The sequence below is a fragment of the Paenibacillus sp. OK003 genome (assembly GCF_900109515.1).
Classification (GTDB): Bacteria; Bacillota; Bacilli; order Paenibacillales; family Paenibacillaceae; genus Paenibacillus; species Paenibacillus marchantiae.
In genome coordinates, this window is sequence record NZ_FOBD01000002.1 from 57,513 (window position 1) to 77,280 (window position 19,768).

At 46.7% G+C, this 19,768-nt stretch carries 19 protein-coding genes; 16 read left to right on the plus strand and 3 right to left on the minus strand.

Annotated elements, in window-relative coordinates; translation table 11 throughout:
- The first annotated feature begins 231 nt into the window (after positions 1 to 231).
- Positions 232 to 3,822 (plus strand): S-layer homology domain-containing protein, encoded by a 3,591-nt coding sequence (locus tag BMW94_RS03105; RefSeq protein WP_090994391.1) that lies wholly within the window; start codon positions 232 to 234, stop codon positions 3,820 to 3,822.
- A 190-nt stretch (positions 3,823 to 4,012) separates the two neighbouring features.
- Here BMW94_RS03105 and BMW94_RS03110 read toward each other — a convergent pair whose 3' ends face one another.
- A complete protein-coding gene (locus BMW94_RS03110; protein WP_090994393.1) occupies positions 4,013 to 4,579 on the minus strand; it encodes a GbsR/MarR family transcriptional regulator in 567 nt (188 codons plus the stop codon).
- A 200-nt stretch (positions 4,580 to 4,779) separates the two neighbouring features.
- Here BMW94_RS03110 and BMW94_RS03115 point away from each other — a divergent pair, with 200 nt between their 5' ends.
- From BMW94_RS03115 to BMW94_RS03145, 7 genes are all read left to right on the plus strand, one after another.
- Complete coding sequence (locus BMW94_RS03115; RefSeq protein WP_063565861.1) at positions 4,780 to 5,655, plus strand: carbohydrate ABC transporter permease; 876 nt, start codon at positions 4,780 to 4,782, stop codon at positions 5,653 to 5,655.
- A complete protein-coding gene (locus BMW94_RS03120; RefSeq protein WP_244192805.1) occupies positions 5,655 to 6,569 on the plus strand; it encodes a carbohydrate ABC transporter permease in 915 nt (304 codons plus the stop codon). Before BMW94_RS03115 ends, BMW94_RS03120 begins: the two co-directional genes overlap by 1 nt.
- A gap of 34 nt (positions 6,570 to 6,603) precedes the next feature.
- Positions 6,604 to 7,983 (plus strand): ABC transporter substrate-binding protein, encoded by a 1,380-nt coding sequence (locus tag BMW94_RS03125; protein ID WP_090994395.1) that lies wholly within the window; start codon positions 6,604 to 6,606, stop codon positions 7,981 to 7,983.
- Between the two features lie 87 nt (positions 7,984 to 8,070).
- Complete coding sequence (locus tag BMW94_RS03130; RefSeq protein ID WP_090994397.1) at positions 8,071 to 8,838, plus strand: HAD family hydrolase; 768 nt, start codon at positions 8,071 to 8,073, stop codon at positions 8,836 to 8,838.
- Entirely contained in the window at positions 8,835 to 9,170 is a 336-nt protein-coding gene (locus BMW94_RS03135; protein ID WP_063565864.1) for a DMT family transporter, read from the plus strand. Before BMW94_RS03130 ends, BMW94_RS03135 begins: the two co-directional genes overlap by 4 nt.
- On the plus strand, positions 9,170 to 10,180 hold the full coding sequence (locus BMW94_RS03140) for a metallophosphoesterase family protein (protein WP_090994399.1): 1,011 nt from the start codon (positions 9,170 to 9,172) through the stop codon (positions 10,178 to 10,180). Before BMW94_RS03135 ends, BMW94_RS03140 begins: the two co-directional genes overlap by 1 nt.
- Positions 10,181 to 10,530: 350 nt before the next feature.
- Entirely contained in the window at positions 10,531 to 11,991 is a 1,461-nt protein-coding gene (locus BMW94_RS03145; protein ID WP_090994400.1) for a carboxylesterase/lipase family protein, read from the plus strand.
- A gap of 169 nt (positions 11,992 to 12,160) precedes the next feature.
- Here BMW94_RS03145 and BMW94_RS03150 read toward each other — a convergent pair whose 3' ends face one another.
- Positions 12,161 to 13,315 carry a VanZ family protein gene (locus tag BMW94_RS03150; RefSeq protein WP_090994402.1) on the minus strand — a complete coding sequence of 385 codons (1,155 nt, stop codon included), beginning with the start codon at positions 13,313 to 13,315 and terminating at the stop codon, positions 12,161 to 12,163.
- Positions 13,316 to 13,567: 252 nt separating this feature from the next.
- On the opposite strand from BMW94_RS03150, the gene BMW94_RS03155 reads away from it, so the two are divergent.
- The 7 genes from BMW94_RS03155 to BMW94_RS03185 all read left to right on the plus strand — a co-directional run bounded on the left by BMW94_RS03155 (position 13,568) and on the right by BMW94_RS03185 (position 17,897).
- Positions 13,568 to 13,909, plus strand: a complete 342-nt coding sequence (locus BMW94_RS03155) for a zinc ribbon domain-containing protein YjdM (RefSeq protein WP_090995128.1) — start codon at positions 13,568 to 13,570, stop codon at positions 13,907 to 13,909.
- 184 nt (positions 13,910 to 14,093) lie between these two features.
- Positions 14,094 to 14,369 carry a type II toxin-antitoxin system Phd/YefM family antitoxin gene (locus BMW94_RS03160; RefSeq protein ID WP_076287293.1) on the plus strand — a complete coding sequence of 92 codons (276 nt, stop codon included), beginning with the start codon at positions 14,094 to 14,096 and terminating at the stop codon, positions 14,367 to 14,369.
- Positions 14,350 to 14,676, plus strand: coding sequence for a type II toxin-antitoxin system RelE/ParE family toxin (locus BMW94_RS03165; RefSeq protein ID WP_090994405.1), 327 nt, complete (start codon positions 14,350 to 14,352; stop codon positions 14,674 to 14,676). Before BMW94_RS03160 ends, BMW94_RS03165 begins: the two co-directional genes overlap by 20 nt.
- Positions 14,677 to 15,107: 431 nt before the next feature.
- On the plus strand, positions 15,108 to 15,926 hold the full coding sequence (locus tag BMW94_RS03170) for a class I SAM-dependent methyltransferase (RefSeq protein ID WP_090995131.1): 819 nt from the start codon (positions 15,108 to 15,110) through the stop codon (positions 15,924 to 15,926).
- Positions 15,927 to 16,048: 122 nt separating this feature from the next.
- Positions 16,049 to 16,288: a hypothetical protein gene (locus BMW94_RS03175; RefSeq protein ID WP_254790093.1), complete on the plus strand. Its 240-nt coding sequence runs from the start codon at positions 16,049 to 16,051 to the stop codon at positions 16,286 to 16,288.
- A gap of 10 nt (positions 16,289 to 16,298) precedes the next feature.
- Positions 16,299 to 16,643 carry an aspartyl protease family protein gene (locus tag BMW94_RS03180; RefSeq protein ID WP_254790094.1) on the plus strand — a complete coding sequence of 115 codons (345 nt, stop codon included), beginning with the start codon at positions 16,299 to 16,301 and terminating at the stop codon, positions 16,641 to 16,643.
- A 192-nt stretch (positions 16,644 to 16,835) separates the two neighbouring features.
- On the plus strand, positions 16,836 to 17,897 hold the full coding sequence (locus BMW94_RS03185) for an LLM class flavin-dependent oxidoreductase (RefSeq protein ID WP_090994407.1): 1,062 nt from the start codon (positions 16,836 to 16,838) through the stop codon (positions 17,895 to 17,897).
- Positions 17,898 to 18,016: 119 nt separating this feature from the next.
- On the opposite strand, the gene BMW94_RS03190 is transcribed toward BMW94_RS03185, so the two are convergent.
- Entirely contained in the window at positions 18,017 to 18,676 is a 660-nt protein-coding gene (locus BMW94_RS03190; RefSeq protein WP_090994409.1) for a TetR/AcrR family transcriptional regulator, read from the minus strand.
- 192 nt (positions 18,677 to 18,868) lie between these two features.
- Between BMW94_RS03190 and BMW94_RS03195 the strand changes: the two genes are divergently transcribed.
- Positions 18,869 to 19,684, plus strand: coding sequence for an SDR family NAD(P)-dependent oxidoreductase (locus tag BMW94_RS03195; RefSeq protein ID WP_090994412.1), 816 nt, complete (start codon positions 18,869 to 18,871; stop codon positions 19,682 to 19,684).
- Positions 19,685 to 19,768: the final 84 nt, after the last annotated feature.

Genomic DNA, 19,768 nt, shown 5'->3' on the forward strand with positions numbered 1-19,768 from the left:
TACAGGTACGACGTGACAAGAATCATAAATTTTATGGAATATAGGGCTCTATAATTAAAAGAAGAAGTAAAAATGATGAATAATGACGAAAAATATTTGAAATCCGGCCTGTTTTTCACCTACAGGCCGGATTTTTTTCCGTTTATTGGAGCGAATGTTCAGAATCCGTTCAGAGTTGCGTAATACAATAGGCCTATATTTCGACAAGCGAGATTAGGGAGGAAAGCGTATATGCAATACAGAAAAATATTTAGCACGCTGCTCATTTTGGTGTTGGTAGCTCCTTGGTTAGCAGTACCGGCAGGAAAGGTACATGCAGGGGCATCGTATCCGGTACCCGGAAATAACGGTCTATTAACGATAAAGTATGTGGACGAGAAATCAATAGAACTACAGTGGGAGTATGCACAATCCTCATCTTCTACACCACCTGATGTAAATTACCAGGTTTACATATCTAATGCTCCTGATCTTGAAGACATGCAACAAATCAGTGGAGCATCAGGCCAGGCTTATGGTGATCCGATTAATGGTTCAGCTTCTACTACAAATGGTACATTTTCGAAAATAATTACAGATCTAATCGAAGGTGATACGTACTATTTCAATGTAGTAGTTAAAGACCGATATTTGGAAGCTACGTATCAAATGCAATCTATCCAATTCACTGCACAACTGAGTGAGCTAGATCAGTACAACGAACTCAAAAAGAAGGCAGACCGGGGTAACAGCGATGACTTTATCCAAGATATTATTTTGTTGCTTCGGAATAAGCAATTCATTGGCACGCCTGATTTTGAATCTTTGCCTGTAGAAGATCAGGACGCTATTGCAGAATACTTATTAGATATCGAGGCGCCAACAAGCAAAGGATATGAGAACAAGGAGCAAGTTGAGTTCTTTGTGCAATTAGCTCTGAAAGCTCTTGAAATGACTCGCCAAATCGATGGACCGAGTGAAGTAGTTGCACTTAATGACCTGTATAGCAAGCAAGCAGAAAGAATAAATCATTTTGATTTTCCGAGTGCTGAATCTAACTTCTATCAACTTATTGCTGCATATCTCTCTGCTTCCGAGGTAGATAAACGCACAACGGCTTATCTATACGAACTTAAACTCAAAACAACATCTTCCATTTCAAGCGTTTTGAGATATATAGACACAGCAGTGGGAGATACACCTTTCATTAATCGTGCAAATACGACTGAGGAAATGGTAACGTCACTGGATAAATTAAATACAATTCATGATAATATTCTGACTTATAACAAGGCAAATCCAGGAAGTCCGATAACGAGCTTCCCTTTGGATACAAGCAAAATGGATAACTTGACGCCAGAACAGAAGGAGCAGCTGGCTGATCATATGCTTACTGAAAGACCGAATGGTGGATATGCAAGTTTGGAAGACGTTCAGACGACATTCAACAAATTTTTCCCTGGTAATGAAATTGATGTGTTGGCTGCCGTAAATGCTGCAAAGAGTAGCAACGATATTAATGGTATGATTCTGGCCATGGAAAATCCTGATTTGGGCATTACTCTACCTAATGGGTACGGTGCTTTATCATCGCAGGAGAGAACATTCATTGCTGGATTCCTGATTGATTATGTGAAGAACGATTACAGAAATAAAGATCAGGTTCAATATATGATTGAACTTGCCGTTCTGGCACAATCCATCTGGGAGCAGAAGGAACTAGATGTTCTTGAGATCAAACTGGATTTATTTGCACAGCAGTTGGTGGCTGGACCAGTTCATTTTAATGATCAACAGACATATGTGCTGCGTAGCCTTGGGCAACAACATTTGAACCGCAGCAAAGTAGATAAAGGTGTTTTTACCTATAAATTCTTGCATCTAGTGGCGTTTGAAAGGTTGGAAGGAGAATTTAAAGGGAATATTGTTAATCCGGACATTGTGTTGAATCTCTTTTCTATGCATTTGGATTCCTTTGAGAATGCTACTTCTATTCTGCTAATGGATGAATGGCTTGATCATGCCATGAACGAATGGATTGCAGGGGAAGCATTCTTCGATAACTATAAATTTAGACGTACAGGTGCCCTTGATTTGTCCAAAAGAGCTGATCTCAGCCCGGAAGGCCGAAAAGAACTGGCCGAATGGGTACTTAACGAACAAGACCGCTACGAGGATGTTGGGAATCTACAATATGTGATCAACCGATTCTTTACGGCCCCTAATGTAACGGGAAACGATATCAACAACACGATAACCGGCTTAGATGACACGATGGAGATCTCCTTTAATGGCAAACAGACCTGGATTAATGTTGCCTCTATGCAGAACTTTGATTTTAGCGGTGACAAAACGGTTTGGGTTCGTTACAAAGCCATCAGTGACTTATTGCCAGGACGTGCGGTGAAGATTGTCTTCACGGCAAATGGCGATAGCAACAACGGAAATGGTTCAACACCAAACACGGGCGGAAGCACAGGTGGTGGATCGTCAGTGACTACACCTGTAACAACTACACCGACGAGCAAGCAGGAGCAAATCGTCGTGGACGTGAATGGAGCGAATGGCACCAACCTGACCAAAACGCCAATTACACGTACAACCGAGGCTGACGGCACGATCAAGGACCTCGTGAAAATGTCTGAGGCGATTGCCAAGGAATCGGTGGAAAAAGCGAAGCAATTAAATATGAACACAGCACGCATTGTTATCCCTGACGCTAAAGATGCTGTGTCTGAGACACGCATTGAACTGCCAAAAGCAGCGGTGAAACAGCTGAACGATGGTGGGCTTAACCTTGAGATTTCCACAGAGAACGCTATTATCTCGGTTCCAACGAAGTCGATTGCCGGATTCGACCAGGATCTATACTTCCGCGTCGTTCCTCTAAAGAAGGAATCCGAGCGTAAAGAAGTGGAAGAACGTGCGAAGAAAGAGCAGTTGATTCAACAGATTACTCCAAATTCAAACGTGAAAGTACTGGCTCGCCCAGTTGAAATCGAAACAAATATGCAAAGCCATGAAGTAACACTGACATTGCCGCTGCGCGACAGTCTGCCAACCGACCCTGCTGCCCGCCAGCAAGCTTTGGAAAACCTGGCTGTGTACATTGAACATAGTGACGGCACGAAAGAGCTGATTCAAGGTAAGCTGGTGAAGCTCAGCGATTCCAGTGAAGGCATCGAGTTTACAGTTAACAAATTCAGCACGTTCACGCTCGTTGTGGTGGATGGGCTGAAAGCTTCCCAAGGCTCGCACAACCCGTATATTAACGGATTTGGTGCGGATTTCCGTCCGGATGCATTCGTAACCCGTGCGCAAATGGCAGCGATGCTGACTCGTAATCTGACTGATGAAGCGGGAACCGCATCTGCGAACGCTGTAAACTACGCCGATGTAGCTGCAACTCATTGGGCAGCAAGTGATATTGAAAAAGCACAATCCGCAGGCATCATGAACGGTATGAACGCCACTCAATTTGCGCCAGAGGGTTCAATTACCCGTGCACAAATGGCGACCATTGCATACCGTTGGATACAGCAACAAAGCGCAGACACAACAAGCAGCACAACACAAGCAACAAATGGTACAGGATTCACAGATGTGTCCGCCGACCTGTGGGCTTCCGATGCAATTGCCTACGTACAATCGGCTGGCCTGATGACAGGATATAACGATGGTACATTTAAACCGGACAGCAAACTGACCCGCGCTGAAGCCGTGAAAGTACTGAATGTACTGTTCAAACGTACGCCGGTAACAGGCGTAACTACGCCATCTTTTATAGACGTACCTGCAACACACTGGGCTTATGCAGACATTGAGGCTGCGGCACAGAAATAAGATAACCATATTTATAAAAGGGGAGCCCAACCATGAAAACATGGCGGGGCTCCCCTTTTGATTATCTAAAGCCAGAACAAGTGCTGCAGCGCATCGTTGCTCGCTGAACTGGCTTTTTTAGTTTAACGAGCTGAACATAAGAATATAAGTTTAAAGTGAAAATCCCACTACAGCCCCCGCAAACGCTGCGTTAATCACTTTCATGTGGAGCGTCTTTGTAAAAAAAACCATCCCGCAGTTGATCTACAAATCCCTGCAACCATTCATAATACTGCTCGGCATGCTGAAGTTTATGCAAATCGCGCAAAGCGTCTTCCCGTTCCTCCGGCGGAGTTGTTCTGGCGAGAATAATTTCCGATAACTGCGGAATGACCTCCCGAAGGCTTTCCTGCATCACGTCGATTTCCCGTTGAAGCTTGGCCCCGAAGAAGTTCTGAAACGTACGGAAAAAGTTGGTTTCGGCCAGATACTGATCCTGGCGTTCCCGCTTTTCCTCCAATTTATAGATCATCTGAGATTCGGTAAGCGAACGTACAGCATAACTCATATTACTTTTGCTCATGTTCATGGACGTTTTCATCTCTTCCAGCGTCATGGGACGATCCTCAAAATACATAATGCCATACAGTTGGCCAAATGAATGATTGACTCCGTACAGATCCATGGTATTGGCAATGGCGTCAATGACTTTTTCCCTCAGCTCGGGCCGATAGGACAACGACGAATGGTTCTGGTCCTCGGCAGCTTCTTTTCCCACAATCTCACCTCTAGTATATGGATGGGACTCCCTGTTTCCTTTTCATATTTTACATGACCTCGCGTTATTTTAACATAACCCGGAATTAGTTTTTTCAAATGTATTATACAATCATTTTTGTACAGAAGAGATTAAAGGGAGTTTGAAGGCATGATTTTTAGAGAAATTAAATAAAATTTGGACGATTAGGAGTGTGCAAATTGCGTGTGAAATTATGGAGGGAGACAGAAGCGGTTCTCTTCACCCTTCCTGCCCTTATCCCATTACTCATTTTCTGGCTGGGGCCTTTGGGATACATTGTTTATCTGAGTTTTACGGATTGGGACTTCATGAGTCCTGACAAATTATTCGTCGGTTTGGATAACTACAGCTATCTGCTAACCAATTCTGAATTTTACCGTTCATTAAAAGTTACGCTGTTGTTCGGTCTTGGAAGTGTAGTGCCTACGATTGTGGGCGGATTGGCGCTGGCCATGCTCATGAACAGCAAGATTAAGTCCTCTGGTCTGTTCCGGACGCTGCTATTCTCTCCTTGGGTGACCCCGACTGTTGCAGTCTCCATTGCGTGGTCATGGATTTTCGAACCTGAAGTGGGGCTGGCCAACCTGTTGCTTGGCTGGGTCGGCATATCCCCGATCGGCTGGCTGAAAGATCAGAACTGGGCACTGGTAGCTGTGCTCATCGTCACGCTGTGGAAATCGATTGGCTGGTCTATGGTATTTTATCTGGTCGCATTGCGTAACCTGCCATCCGATCTGCTTGAAGCGGCATCGATTGATGGGGCAGGCAGCTGGGACAAGTTCCGAAGCATTACACTGCCGTTGATTTCACCCACCACGTTCTTCCTGTCCATCATTCTGACGATCCAGTCGCTTCAGGCTTACGACCAGATCAACGTGATGACGCAAGGGGGACCAGCGGGATCAACAAGAACACTGCTTTACATGTATTATCAATCTGCATTTGAGTCCTTCAATGTGGGCGAGGCTTCTTCCATCGCCGTCGTTATTATTCTGATCTGCGTTCTGCTGTCAGGAGTATCCTTCCTGCTCGGTCGACGCCTGGTGCATTACTAATGAACATGACCACTTTAACCAACCAAACAAGAAAAGATAATCGTCGTGAAGAAGTGCAGAAACGGAAGGTCCCTCGTGCAGGAAAAGGATTTGCTACCGCACTTCGCTATCTGCTGCTTGCGCTGGTGAGTCTGACGATGGCATTTCCGTTCTACTGGATGGTCATTAGCGGTTTCAAAACGAATGACGAGATCTGGCAGTTCCCGCCAACCTTCTGGCCCGAAACGTTCCGCTGGAACAATTATGTGGATGCGTGGCAGTCTGCTCCATTTGCCCGTTACATTCTGAACAGTACAGGGGTAGCGGCAGCGATCTGTCTGATCCAGGTCATTAACTCCAGCATGATGGCCTATGCACTCACCCATATGCGTTTTCGTATAAAAGGGGTTCTCACCGGACTGATTCTGGTAGGCTACATGATTCCGAGTACCGCCGTTTATTTGCCCAGTTATTTGGTGCTCAGCGAACTTAAATTACTGGATTCCTATACCGGACTGATTGTGTCCAACTGTGTCAGTGTGTTCTCTATCTTCCTGATTCGTCAGGCGTTCATGCAGGTATCCCACGAATTGGTGGAAGCCGGCCAGTTGGATGGAGCGTCGCACTTCCGCATTCTGTGGACCATTATGACGCCGCTGGTTCGTTCGTCGTTTGCCGTGATGGTGTTGATTACGTTCATTGACCAGTACAACAACTATTTCTGGCCGATGCTCATTACCAAAGACCCCAATCTGCAGCTGGTATCCGCAGGTCTGCGCAGCTTTTTCGTGGAAGGTGGAGCCTACGGTCTGGCATGGCCGCAGATCATGGCTGCCAGTGCCTTTACCATCGCACCGCTGCTTATCCTTTTCCTGTTTACCCAGAAAACGATCATGCAGAGTGTGAACATTACAGCCGGCGTGAACAAGAATTGATTTTCACAACATACTTTATATAGGAGGAATCAAAATGAAATTGGGTCAAGCGAGTATGAAATGGCGGAACAAATTAAAGCTCAGGTGGAGAGGGGGCATGTCGCTGGTACTGGCTGCGAGTTTTGCCCTGATCACCGCGTGTGGTTCCTCAGCCGATAGCGGCACAGGCACGGGTTCAGATGCAGCTGCTGCGAATGGAGCGGATTCTGCGTCAAGTAGTCCGGTCGAGATTGAGTTCTGGTATGGTCTGGGTGGTAACCTGGGAGATAACATGAAGAAGACGATTGACGCCTTCAATGCATCCCAGAGCGACGTTGTTGTCAAAGGGATTGTACAAGCCGATTACACAGAGACGGAACAAAAACTGCAGGCAGCCATTGCCTCGAAAAAAGTACCCGCCGCTGTACTAAGCTCCAATATCGACTGGGCGCGCAAAGGGTACTATGCACCACTGGATGAGCTGATCGCTGCCGATCAGAGCTTTAACAAGGAAGATTACGTTCAGACCTTCCTGGACCAGGGAAAAGTAGACGGCAAGCAGTATTTCTTACCAATGTATGGAACAACTCAGATTATGTATTACCGTATGGATGCGCTAAAAGAGAATAATATCGATCCTGCCACTCTGACGACATGGGAGGCACTTGCTGAAGCGGCAGCGAAGATGAGCAAGCAGGAGAATGGCAAGACAACCTTCTATGGCTGGGAGCCGATGTGGGGTAGCGATAACATGATTGACGCCGTGCTGGGTAAAGGCGGGAAGATTCTGAGTGATGACGGCAAGACCGTAACGATCGATTCACCGGAATGGGTAGAGACGTGGGAGCTGTTCCGCAAGTGGATTAATGAGGACAAGACCATGGGGATTCACTTTGGCGGACAAGGCTGGGAGTACTGGTACAAAACCATTGATGACGTGATGAAAAATAAAGCAGCCGGATACACCGGTTCCAGCGGTGACCAGGGAGATCTGGATTTCAGCATCGTTGCAGCCATGGAACAACCGGGCTGGGAAGGTGTAGGCCAAGGCAAACCTGTAGCGAGTGCAATCATGGCAGGTATACCGGCAGAAGCAAGTCCGGAACAGCAGCAAGCAGCTTATAAATGGCTGACGTATTTCTCGGAAACAGCGAATACCGCCGCATGGTCCATGAACACAGGTTATATTGCAGTTCGTCAATCTGCTCAAGAAGATCCTGCTTTCAAAACGTTCAGTGAAGAGAATCCGCAAATCAAGGTTCCATTGCAGCAGGCTTCCCATGCTTCGGCTCCGTTCCAGGACCCGACCGGAGGCAAAATCAATGCTGCGCTGAAGGATGCAGCAGATCAGGTACAGATTAATAACATGCCAGCGGCACAAGCGCTGAAAGAAGCCAAAGAAAAGGCTCAAAAAGAATTGGATCGCGTGAAATAACAAGTGAAACAAGCTTAACTTGGAGGAGCGGTGCAGTCATGTACCGCTTTTCTGACTTCGTAATTCAGCAGACAAGGAGCGTAACTAATGCCCAAAATAACGCTGGGGAGCCTTTCTACCCCAATTGAGGCTATTTTATTTGACAAGGATGGGACATTGCTTGATTTTACAGCCATGTGGGGCTTCTGGACCGATTGCGTGATGGAGAACTTCCGGGAAGAGCTTGCTGCCCGTGGCCTTCAGTTCAATGCAGTAGAGATTCCTCATATATGGGGAACATTCCATGATGAGCAGGGACGAATGAACGGTTATGATGTGCGAGGACCCCTTGCCATGGGAACGATGGAGGAAGTCTACGCCGTATTAACTTGGCATGGCTATCGTGCAGGATTAAGCTGGGCGGAAGCGAAAATTATTGTGAGGGAATGTTTGCTGCAGGCAGAATACGCAATGAATAAGGAGCGCCCTGCTCAGCCCCTCCCAGGCGTTCTTGCCTTTCTTGAGCACTGTCGCAGCAAAGGACTGAAAATGGGTGTCGTCACAGCGGATGAGACAGAAAATGCCCTAAGTCATTTGAAGTGGATGGGGATTGAATCTTTTTTCACCGTAGTTGTAGGAACGGATCAGGTTGGACGGGGAAAACCGTTTCCTGACATGTTGCTGCTGGCGTGTGAGCGTCTGGGTGTACCTACTGCAAGAGTTGTCGTGATCGGCGATACGGATGGTGATATGGAGATGGCTCGTGCTGCCGGAGCTGCCTGGAAGATTGCTGTCGGCGAACCTGCTCATATCAAGCTCGCGGATCTTACGGTTCGTTCGTTTGATGAATTGCTGGAAGTCGAGGTAAACCGATGACGAACCATTCGTATACGGGATGGATACTACTTGCCCTAGCGATTGGATTGGAGCTGAGCGGTACGATTCTGATGAGGGTCTCGGATGGTTTTACCCGCGTATGGCCTTCCATTCTTATGTTTGCTTGTTATGGAGCGAGCTTTACCCTGTTGAATTTTGCTGTGAAGTATATGCCGCTGGGTGTTGCTTATGCCATCTGGTCGGGTGTAGGCATTACATTGATTGGGATCGTGGGACATTACTTTCTGGGAGAACGTCTGAAGGCGATGTCGATCGTCTGGATGGGCTTTATTCTGATTGGCATTATTGGACTGAAATGGAGTGATTCCTGATGGATAATGAAAATAAATACGAACAACCGATAATCAGCTTCCAGGTCATCACAGATACGCATGTGAGAGAGCAGGCCGATCATATCCATAACCGTCATCTGGAGAAAGCGCTGGAAGACATCGCAACGTATAGCCATGGCAGCAGCGGAATTATGCATGTGGGCGATGTGACCGATCGTGGACTGCCGCAAGAATACCAAGAGTTGCAGCGTATATTGGAGGCTCACGGCGAATCACTGCCTCAAATCCGTTACACTGTAGGCAATCATGATATTGGAGCCATTCTATGGGGTGATCCTCCGCGGAACTTGACCACAATGACCCAGCATGAGGTGGGTGAGGTGTTGGGGAATTCAGGGGATATGGGCCAGGTCGAGGCTCATGATACTGAAAAACTGCAAGAATCGATCTCGATTGAAGAGTTATGGCAGAAGAGGTTGAACGATTTTACAGCAACTACAGGTATGAACGGATCGTACCACGACCACTGGATCAATGGTTATCATTATATCTTTCTAGGTACGGAGCAGCCTCATCCAAAAGATTGTGATATGTCTGCCGATCAACTGCAATGGCTGGAAACGAAACTGTCGGAGCAAGCATTGCCGGAGCAGCCGATTTTTGTCTTTCTCCATCAACCACTGATGGATACAGTCGCGGGTTCCATGAAGGAACAGGGTTGGTATGGCGTGAGTCAGGACGCAGCATTAAAGGCTGTGCTAAGTCGTTATCCGCAGGTCATTCTCTTCTCTGGGCACACCCATTGGCAATTAGAGGCTCAGCGTACCATGTACGAAGGGGGCGGACAGCTACCAACGATGTTTAATGCTTCCTCTGTAGCTTATCTCTGGACGGATGAGGATGAGCATCTGGAGGGAAGTGAGAGTCTGCATGTGGATGTATACCGTGATCGGGTTGTCGTTAAGGGACGTAATCATATAACCGGGAGCTGGATTGAAGGCGCAGAATATACGGTTCCTTATCCGGTAAAAGTAAACGGCGGTAATTGATCCATACATCGGGTAAGTTGATGAAATATGCAGGGCAACAATAGAAGACTTCGCTCGTTAATTGAAGCGGAGTCTTTATTATTGCTGTAAAAGTTCCACGTGAAACGTAGCAGGGGTACTTGAATCTGGACAAACTTGTAAATGGGTATCGCGGAAATCTATACTCAAATTAGTGGAAACGCGCCAGCTAGTACGTACGAAAGGGCGTTGAAGCAATACAAGATTATTCTTCGTGTACGTTATTTAATGAACCTTGAGACAGAATTTCATCAGCTCAAAGTTATACCCAGATCTGAACAATACCAGTCGTAAGCTGGAACTATCGATCAGTAGAGAGGATGTATGTGCGCATGAGGGAACTTCAAGTAAACACAAGATATGGCACGGTTCAAGGAGAGCTTCTGCATGGAACGAGTGTATGGAAAGGCATTCCTTATGCTACACCACCCGTGGGTGAATTACGCTTTCAGGCTCCAATCCCACCCGAGTCGTGGGACGGAGTTCGGGAGGCGAAACAATTCGGTCCTGAAAATATACAGCCAAGAAATCCTCAAGCCGAGGGCCTATCTGGACAGCCTCCGGTGGAATCGGAAGATAGCCTTTACCTGAATATCTGGGCACCTGAAAAAGAAAGCCATGATCCACTTCCCGTAATGGTATGGATTCATGGCGGATCTTTCGTTTCAGGCGCTGGCAGCCAGCCCATGTACGATGGAACACAACTTGTCCTCCGGGGAGACGTGATCGTCGTGACGATCAACTATCGCCTGGGGCCGCTAGGGTTCTTGCATTTGGCTCCGCTTGGAGATGGTTTTGCATCTAATGTGGGTTTACTGGATCAGATTGCTGCGCTGCAATGGGTACAGGACAACATCGAAGCTTTTGGCGGTGATTCGCATAACGTCACTGTATTCGGAGAATCTGCGGGCAGCATGAGTATTGCAGCTTTGATGGCGATGCCAGCAGCCAAAGGATTGTTCCATCGTGCCATTATGCAAAGTGGAGCCTCACAAGTCGTCCCAGCAGAGCAGGCTTCAGCCATTCGTGAAGGCATGTTGAAGGTTCTGGGTGTGACACCAGATGACCTGCATAAACTCAAAACCATTCCAGTGGAGCAAATCATCGCTGCTGGCGAGACGGTCAAACAACAAAGCGGTGCAGGGATGGCCCTGTTGTTCCAGCCCGTACTGGATGGAGATACACTTCCGAACTCGCCTCTCCAGGCGGTAGAAAAGGGCGCAGCACAGGATATCCCTGTACTAATTGGAACCACTTTGCATGAAGGCTCGTTGTTCATTCAGCCTCAGGTGCCTTACTCCGAAGAGATCAATATGGTGAAGGCTGTTGATTTTATGACACCTGATCTAGAGAATCGGGCTGCCATTGCGGACAGTTATCCGAAGACTGCAGATGGCCAGGCCCAGGTAATGACGGATTTGTTCTTCTGGCGCTCGGCTGTGCAATATGCGGCAGCTCAGCAGAAGCATGCACCAGTATGGATGTATCGCTTTGATTGGGTGATGCCAGAGCATCCACTGCTGCAAAAATCAATTCATAGTATCGATATTTTCTTTGCTTTTAATACATTGCCTGTATTGAAGTTTATGAATGCCGAACCGGATGCCGCAGCAGCAGAACTTGCGGGTAAAGTGCAGGATGCATGGATTTCGTTTGCCAAGCAGGGCAAGCCTGAGACAGCGGGAGTAAATTGGCCTGCCTACGAAGATGATCGCGCTACGCTAATTTTCAATCATGAAGTGGAGTTGGTCCATGACCCGGAAGCTTCCAAACGTAAGCTGCTGGGGCTATAGTCCGACCACCTCTGGACTTCATCTCAACATAGTTAAAAGGTGTGCCTCGTCATTGGCTGACGAGGCACACCTTTTTTACAATGGATCAAACTTGCCGACTTTAATGGCAAACGCTAGGGCACTATTTTTCACCTGAACCTATGTGCTGTGAGTGGAATGAGTCCAGAATTTACTTTCGGGAAGCTCGTGTCTTGGACACATCATCACAGTAAAACGCACGCTTGCCTCGGGAGAACAGCACCAGCATGACATGCACGAACAACACCAAGAGAATAAGCATATGCAGACCAAAAATTCCGACAGAGATCCACACCTTATAAGGTTCGAGCATTACATTTTCGTTCAGAAAGGCATAATCGGTTATGATTTGAGCTACGGTGACCAAGATCCAAGGGGCGTAAAGTGCCAGCAACCTTTTAAACAGGGATGCGCTGGAAGGCTCCCCATTCTCCCGGTGAACATATCTGAACCGCATGAGGGCAGACCCTGGAGTCTTGCCATCTCGCAAGGATGGAATAAAGAAAAATACAAACAGCATGGCGATCGCCGTATTTAGCGTACTGACGATCACATTTGTATTACTCCAATTAAATATGGACATCAGATTGGACAGAAATACAACAACTACACCGTCAATGATAAGCGCGAGCAATTGAGGTACAGGATAGACCTTGTTTTCTTCCAGAAGCTGCTCGCTCTTCGCCTGAATACTTGCACGAGACGGGAATAAGGCAAGCAGGATGGGAGCTGCGAAGAATCCAAGCACCGTTCCTGAAGTATTCAGCAGGAGATCATCCACGTCAAACAGCCGGTACGGGCAATCATAATAGCCGTAGAAGCCGGTGATCTGGGTAATTTCAAAGAACAGGGATAAGCCGAATCCGCTTAATATAGCCTGTTTCCAATACGTTCTCTTTTGCCAAAAATACCGGATATACACGCCAAGAGGCATAAGGAGCATTACGTTGAACAGAACCTGCAGAAAAGCCCTGCCCTGAATCATTCCCATATAGCTGGCGGGTTGAGACCAGATGATTGGTGTTTCTTTCATAATATCTTTTACAAAGGTGAACGGAACAAGGTTGTAATATACGGTATCCGCTGCTTGCTGTGCACATGTATTACGAGTGGTCGGGAAAGGAAGTATAACCAGACAGTACGCAGCCAGTAGGTAGAAAATAAATGAAAAGCTGACGCCAAACCGCGACCAGCTAAAAAATCCATCTTTCCGATATCCGTAGATCAACCAAGGCACCAGCAGAAACATGGCGATCAGGACAAAAATAAATAAAGCCGTTTGGACAGGAAAAACATAGGGTGACATGAGCAGAAACTCCTTTTATAGGATATATATCAGCATTTCGTGTAAGACACGACTTTTAAGAATAGTATTTCGTTGTGATGCTCCACCATTTTTCTTCTAGAGCTTCAGTATAAGGAACCTTCCTTAAATCAGGAGGCGGAGCAATCTTAAATTTAGTTTAAAATCAATTAACCTCGTGTCGATGTGGAACAATGGACTGCATTCCCGTATACTTGCGAGGAAGCCACAAAATGAATGGAGAGTTTAATACATATGTCTAATTTGCCTAATTGCCCCAAATGTAATTCCGAATACACGTACGAGGACGGTAATTTGTTGGTGTGTCCAGAATGTGCGCACGAATGGGCGCTATCGTCTGAACAAGAGAATGCGGAAGAAACTAAAGTAGTACGCGATTCGAATGGTAATGTCCTGAATGATGGCGATACCGTTACGGTCATTAAGGATTTGAAGGTGAAAGGCAGCTCGCTGGTAGTTAAGCAGGGCACCAAAGTCAAAAACATTCGTCTGATTGACGGTGACCATGACATCGACTGCAAAATCGACAGCTTGGGCGCGATGAAGCTGAAGTCCGAGTTTGTGAAAAAAATCTAGCATCTCCTTTTGGCACGCTGGATTGCCATGTCATTGGCCTTGTCTTAAACCATAAAGAACGTTCATTTCTGCAATGCTGTGGAAGTGAAGGTTCTTTTTTGTTGTGTGGAGAAAGGAATCAAGATGAATAAAGTAGTATTATAATGTTATAATTAAGTGATTATAATGATATCGGAGGGAAGTTATGCAGATCAAACCATCAACTACAATACGCAAGGACTACAACGGGTTCTCTAAATATTGTCATGAGCTGGATGAGCCCGTGATACTTACCCGCAATGGAGAAGCTGATTTAGTCGTGATGAGCCATGAAGCGTACCGAAGAATGGAAGCCAGAACCGCGTTGCAATCCAAACTACTCGTCGCTGAGAAACAGGTGGCTGAAGGTGAAGAGTTGCCCAGTCATGAGCAAGTAATGACACGATTACGGAGAAAATTGGATGCTTCCAAAACAGAGTAGCATTCGATATACTCCTGCTGCTGTTGATGATCTGGACGAAATTTTCTCTTATATATCTATGGATAACGTAGAACAGGCAGAAAAGATGCTTGATAAACTGGATGAAAAAATAAGGAACATTGCCGATTTTCCCAATATAGGTTCTGTTTTGTCAGAGGATGATTATAACCTGATCCAGCGAGGATACCGGTTTATCGTCGTTTCTCCCTATCTGGTTTTCTACCGCATTGCTCTAGAGGGTATTATCATTTATCGCATCTTGCATGGGCGGAGAGATTACCTCAGGGAATTATTTGAAATGAATTGACAGGAAATATTTAGAAGTACTATACTGGATAAAATTTAACAGTCAAACGCAATGATCAGGAGTAATAAGGCTCGAGGTTTGGTCCAGAGAACTGTCGCTTTGGTGCAAGGCAGTCCAACCTTTCCCCAACTCGCCTGTGAGCAGCAGGATCGATTCGTAGTTACGTAAGTATCGTCATTGTTCAGCAGACGGAAGGGCTGGATGTTGAGATGATGCTATACGCTGACTTCATGTAGATCCTGACGGTTAACCTCCGTCATCAGGTCCTGAGATGTTATGGCAGGATAAGTTGGAGCATGATGTATCCAATCCTGTTCATGGATCAAGAAGAGTGGTACCGCGAAGGTCAGACCTGTCGCCTCTTAGTTGAGGCGGCAGGTTTTTTGTTTTTTTATATGGCCTTAATGTTGAGAAAAGGCAGGTGCAGAATCATGGAAAGATCACGTGTGATTGAGTATTATTCCAGATTTGACGAGTGGGGAAGGTTGGATCGGGAACCGCTGGAGTTCATCATTAACATGCATTATATCCGAGAGTCACTTCCGGCAACCGGACTTGTGCTGGACAATGGCGCCGGACCAGGCAAATATGCGATGGAGCTTGCCAGGCTCGGATACCATGTCACGCTGTCAGACCTGACCCCTGCATCTGTGGATATGGCTCAGCAGAAGGCAAAGGAATTGGATTTGACACAGCAGTTTGACAGTTTCCATGTATTGGATGCGACCCATCTGAACGGCATTGCAGATGAGACGTATGATGCCTCTCTGATGCTGGGGCCGTTGTACCATTTGCAGGCGGAAGAAGAGCGAGTAGCTGCGGTACGGGAGCTGCATCGGGTCACCAAGCGTGGGGGGACCGTGTTTGTAGCGATGCAGAGCCGCATGCGAATGGGCATTACCTCATTGCAATTCCCGCAGCAATGGAAACCACATGACCATATGGAAGCTATCCGTTCTTTTGTGGAAAAGGGAACATTCGATCATCTGGATCAAGGACGGTTTACGGGGGCGTACTATTTCAACATTCAGGATATTAACCCGTTTATGGAGCAGCACGGATTCGAAACGGCAAACCTGATTGGATCGTCCAGTCTGAGAGCTATGCTCACAGAAGAGCAGCAGCAATATTGGAAAGAACGCGGGGAATACGATGAGTTGATCCAGTACATGATTGAGGCGGCCAAAGACCCGTCGATATTGGGAATCTCGTCTCATCTGCTGTACATTGGGAAAAAGAAATCATCATGAAATCATGGATTTTGAGAAGAATGGATACTCTTTATAAATGAAAATGGGAGCTTACCATTTCAATTGGATCGATCATGGAACATGGTATAATAGGGATCAAATAGCGGGCTGGAGGTGTCACTATGCAATGGAAGGAAGTTCAGGATCGATTCCCTAACGAATGGGTCGTTTTTGAAGCAACCAAGGCACATTCTAGGGAAGGCCAGCGTTATATTGAAGAGATGGCGGTTATTGATTCATTTGATGATTCAACACAAGCATTAAAACGATACAGTGAATTGCATCAGGAAGATCCAAGACGGGAATATTGTTTTTTTCATACTTCTCGTCCAGAAGTTGTGGCGAGAGAGCGGTTGGGATAAGAGGTCCCCGATGAAAATCTCGGAGATATATGGTCTGCCTTTTATAAGCCTACAGCTTACGTTTAGAGGACAATTACTCTATTTAGAGAAAGTCCTGCTCGACACAGGATCAGCCAGTACGTTGCTAAATGCAGACATTGTCCAGGAAATAGGTATGGTTCCTGAAGAGAATGATGAGGTAGATATTATTAGAGGCGTAGGTGGCATAGAATATGTTTACACCAAGTTACTGGACTCTATAACTGTGGATGGAACAACGCTTAGGGAATTTCAGATTGAAATCGGAAATATGGATTATGGTTTGAGATCGATGGGATTTTGGGGTTTAATTTTATTAAACAGGCTGGCATTATAATTAATGCAAATTTAATGGAACTAAGTATAGATTAAGAATTGATTTAGAAAAATAAAAAGTGCCCTCTGGAAAACAGGGGGCACTTGTATTTTTCCTCAAAATAGTTCAATATTAAGATAAATAACAAAAGGTGATCTACTTACAATAGGTTAGACGAACGACGGATCGCTTCATACCAGGGAGGAATAGACAATGGAAATCGGAATCAGTACATTTGTGGAGACGAACCCAGATGTAAACACAGGAGAACTTATAAGTCATGCGCAGCGTATTCGCGACGTCGTTGAAGAGATTGTTTTGGCAGATCAGGTGGGACTGGATGTATATGGCGTGGGAGAACATCACCGTGCCGACTATGCCGCTTCATCACCAGCTATCATTTTGGCCGCCGCAGCTTCACAGACCAAACGCATTCGCCTAACCAGCGCTGTAACGGTGCTATCTTCCGCTGATCCAGTACGAGTATTTCAGGATTTTGCAACGCTGGACGGCATTTCGAATGGGCGTGCGGAGATTATGGCAGGGCGGGGATCATTCATCGAATCATTCCCATTGTTCGGGTACGATTTGAATGACTATGATGAGTTGTTTGATGAGAAATTGGAGCTGCTCTTAAAGCTGCGTGATTCGGAAAAAGTTACTTGGGAAGGCAAACATCGCCCTTCCTTTAACAATCTAGGCATCTACCCGCGTCCGGTACAGGAAAAGCTTCCGGTATGGATCGGCAGTGGCGGTAACCAGGAATCGGTTGTCCGCGCAGGTCTGCTTGGATTACCGCTTGTACTCGCCATTATTGGTGGTCGTCCGGTTCAATTCGCACCACTGGTGGAGTTGTACAAAAAAGCAGCTGCACATGCAGGTCACGACGCTTCCAAACTGACCGTTGCTTCTCACTCTCATGGCTTCATTGCGGATACAACAGATGAAGCTGTGGAGAAATTCTTCCCTCCAGCTCAGGCAGTAATGAATATGTTGGGCCGTGAACGCGGCTGGGGACACTATAGCCGTGCAACCTTTGACGCGGCACGTAGTCTGGAAGGCGCGCTGTATGTCGGTGATGTGGATACCGTTGCTCAAAAGATTATCTATCTACGTAAAGAAGTTGGTATTACACGCTTTATGCTACACACTCCCCTCGGCACGATGCCGCATGAGGAGGTAATGAGAGCCATTGAACTGCTCGGCAAAGAGGTCGCTCCCAAAGTCCGTGCTGAAATCTCGCGTTGGGAAGCTGAGAACGAAGCCGCGCGTTAATTAGCGATAGTAATCCCTTATATATAATGATAAAAAGGAGCAGGTTCCTTCATCCGAGCGATGAAGTGCCTGCTCCTTCTTTCGTTTCCTTATCCATTCATGGCTTATCCATTCATGGCTTAGCCATTGGAAGATACCCCAACAAGGGATAGAATGACCATGGACAACGTATGATCATATAGCCGTTTCGCGGCCTCTTCACTCTCAATATGGCCTCCCAGGTACAGATGGATGACACCATGCAGCGGGGCCCAGATCATACGGACTGCAAGCAGGAGATCGTTCTCCTTAAGCATTCCCTGCTCCATTGCGGCCTCAACCAGGGACGTGATTTGTTTGAGGGCAGTTGCTGTTCCTTGCAGACTCTCTGCATCTGGTTTGAATTCTGCAAAAGAACCACCAAACATCAGCTGATAGAAGCTGGATTGTGTAATCCCGAAATCCCAGTAGGCATAAGCGAGATCGCGAAAATAATTCTCGAATGATGCTTGCTGAGGCACGGATTCAAACGATTGGGATAGGAGGGCGCACCCCTCCATGTATAGGTATTTGGCTAACCCTTCTTTCTTGCCGAAGAGGTTATATATGATTTTGGTGGAGCACTCCATTCGTTCTGCCACGCGCCGAACCGTGACGGCTTCGGGACCGTGCTCTTGCAGCAAGGATGCGGCGGCATGCACAATATTTTGGCGCAGGTTTTCGGAGTGCTGGAGTCTGGCTTCCTGAAAGGTAGTGACCGTGTGAGCGGATTCTTTGGAACCCGAATTGTGATCTTTCATCTATCTCATCCTCATACATCCATATTGTTGTTTAACGGTAACCGTGTTTCTTATCGTCATTCTACTGTTTTACGCTGGAAATCGTCAAATAATCAAAAGAAGTTGACAGTACGAAGACAAGAGAGTACGATGATTTCATTAGGAAACAGTGTTTCCAATAAAAAACGAGTGTTTTGAAAAGGTGGATGAGATATGAAGCAGGTTCAAAATCAATGGGTACTCATTACGGGGGCTTCTTCAGGAATTGGGCAGACTTTTGCATTGGAGATGGCGTCAAAAGGCAAACATGTGGTCTTGGTGGCCCGATCGGAGTCCAAATTGCGTCAACTAGCAGAACGGATTGAGCGAACCTATCGCGTAAAGACGGAAGTGATTGTAGCGGATCTATCCCAAGCGGATGCATCACAACACGTATATGAGGAATGTATGAATCGGGGCATACAGGTCAATGTATTAATCAACAATGCGGGATTTGCCACGCATGGAATGTTCGAGCAGCTAGATGGTGCACGGCAGCAGGAAGAGATTATGCTGAATGTACTCGCAGTCATGAACATGACCCATCTTTTCCTGCCAGGCATGCTGCAAAAACGGAACGGTACCGTCATCAATGTCTCTTCAACGGCTGCTTTTCAACCTGATCCATACATGGCTGTTTATGGAGCTACGAAATCTTTCGTCCTTTCTTTTACAGAGGCGTTGTATGAAGAGAACCGGAAGCGAGGCGTTCAGTTTTTGGCTTTATGTCCTGGCTCAACCGATACCTCATTCTTCGAAGTAGTAGGAGCCGAAGAGGCCTCGGTAGGCAAACGGGATACGCCAGAGCATGTTGTGGAAGTGGCGATGAAGGCGTTGGCGTCAGGCAAGCCGTATGCTGTGCCAGGTGCCTCCAATTACTGGACGGCCCAGTTCGCTCGCCTTATGCCGCGCAGACAAATGCTGCGCATCGTAGGGGGCATGCTTCGGCCCCGTTCGAAGAGTGGCAAGCCGCAAAAGGCACAGGCTTAGGCGTAACAAACCCAACCCAAACCAACCAAACCCAAAGACGCTGTCAGCTGAAATACCCACTGGCAGCGTCTCTATTTGAACAAT

Coding starts and splice junctions, on each gene's coding strand:
- BMW94_RS03105 (WP_090994391.1), top strand. CDS start 232: ATGCAATACAGAAAAATATTTAGCACGCTGCTCATTTTGGTGTTGGTA.
- BMW94_RS03120 (WP_244192805.1), top strand. CDS start 5,655: ATGAACATGACCACTTTAACCAACCAAACAAGAAAAGATAATCGTCGT.
- BMW94_RS03125 (WP_090994395.1), top strand. CDS start 6,604: ATGAAATTGGGTCAAGCGAGTATGAAATGGCGGAACAAATTAAAGCTC.
- BMW94_RS03130 (WP_090994397.1), top strand. CDS start 8,071: ATGCCCAAAATAACGCTGGGGAGCCTTTCTACCCCAATTGAGGCTATT.
- BMW94_RS03135 (WP_063565864.1), top strand. CDS start 8,835: ATGACGAACCATTCGTATACGGGATGGATACTACTTGCCCTAGCGATT.
- BMW94_RS03140 (WP_090994399.1), top strand. CDS start 9,170: ATGGATAATGAAAATAAATACGAACAACCGATAATCAGCTTCCAGGTC.
- BMW94_RS03145 (WP_090994400.1), top strand. CDS start 10,531: ATGAGGGAACTTCAAGTAAACACAAGATATGGCACGGTTCAAGGAGAG.
- BMW94_RS03150 (WP_090994402.1), bottom strand. CDS start 13,315: ATGTCACCCTATGTTTTTCCTGTCCAAACGGCTTTATTTATTTTTGTC.
- BMW94_RS03155 (WP_090995128.1), top strand. CDS start 13,568: ATGTCTAATTTGCCTAATTGCCCCAAATGTAATTCCGAATACACGTAC.
- BMW94_RS03160 (WP_076287293.1), top strand. CDS start 14,094: ATGCAGATCAAACCATCAACTACAATACGCAAGGACTACAACGGGTTC.
- BMW94_RS03165 (WP_090994405.1), top strand. CDS start 14,350: ATGCTTCCAAAACAGAGTAGCATTCGATATACTCCTGCTGCTGTTGAT.
- BMW94_RS03170 (WP_090995131.1), top strand. CDS start 15,108: ATGGAAAGATCACGTGTGATTGAGTATTATTCCAGATTTGACGAGTGG.
- BMW94_RS03175 (WP_254790093.1), top strand. CDS start 16,049: ATGCAATGGAAGGAAGTTCAGGATCGATTCCCTAACGAATGGGTCGTT.
- BMW94_RS03180 (WP_254790094.1), top strand. CDS start 16,299: ATGAAAATCTCGGAGATATATGGTCTGCCTTTTATAAGCCTACAGCTT.
- BMW94_RS03185 (WP_090994407.1), top strand. CDS start 16,836: ATGGAAATCGGAATCAGTACATTTGTGGAGACGAACCCAGATGTAAAC.
- BMW94_RS03190 (WP_090994409.1), bottom strand. CDS start 18,676: ATGAAAGATCACAATTCGGGTTCCAAAGAATCCGCTCACACGGTCACT.
- BMW94_RS03195 (WP_090994412.1), top strand. CDS start 18,869: ATGAAGCAGGTTCAAAATCAATGGGTACTCATTACGGGGGCTTCTTCA.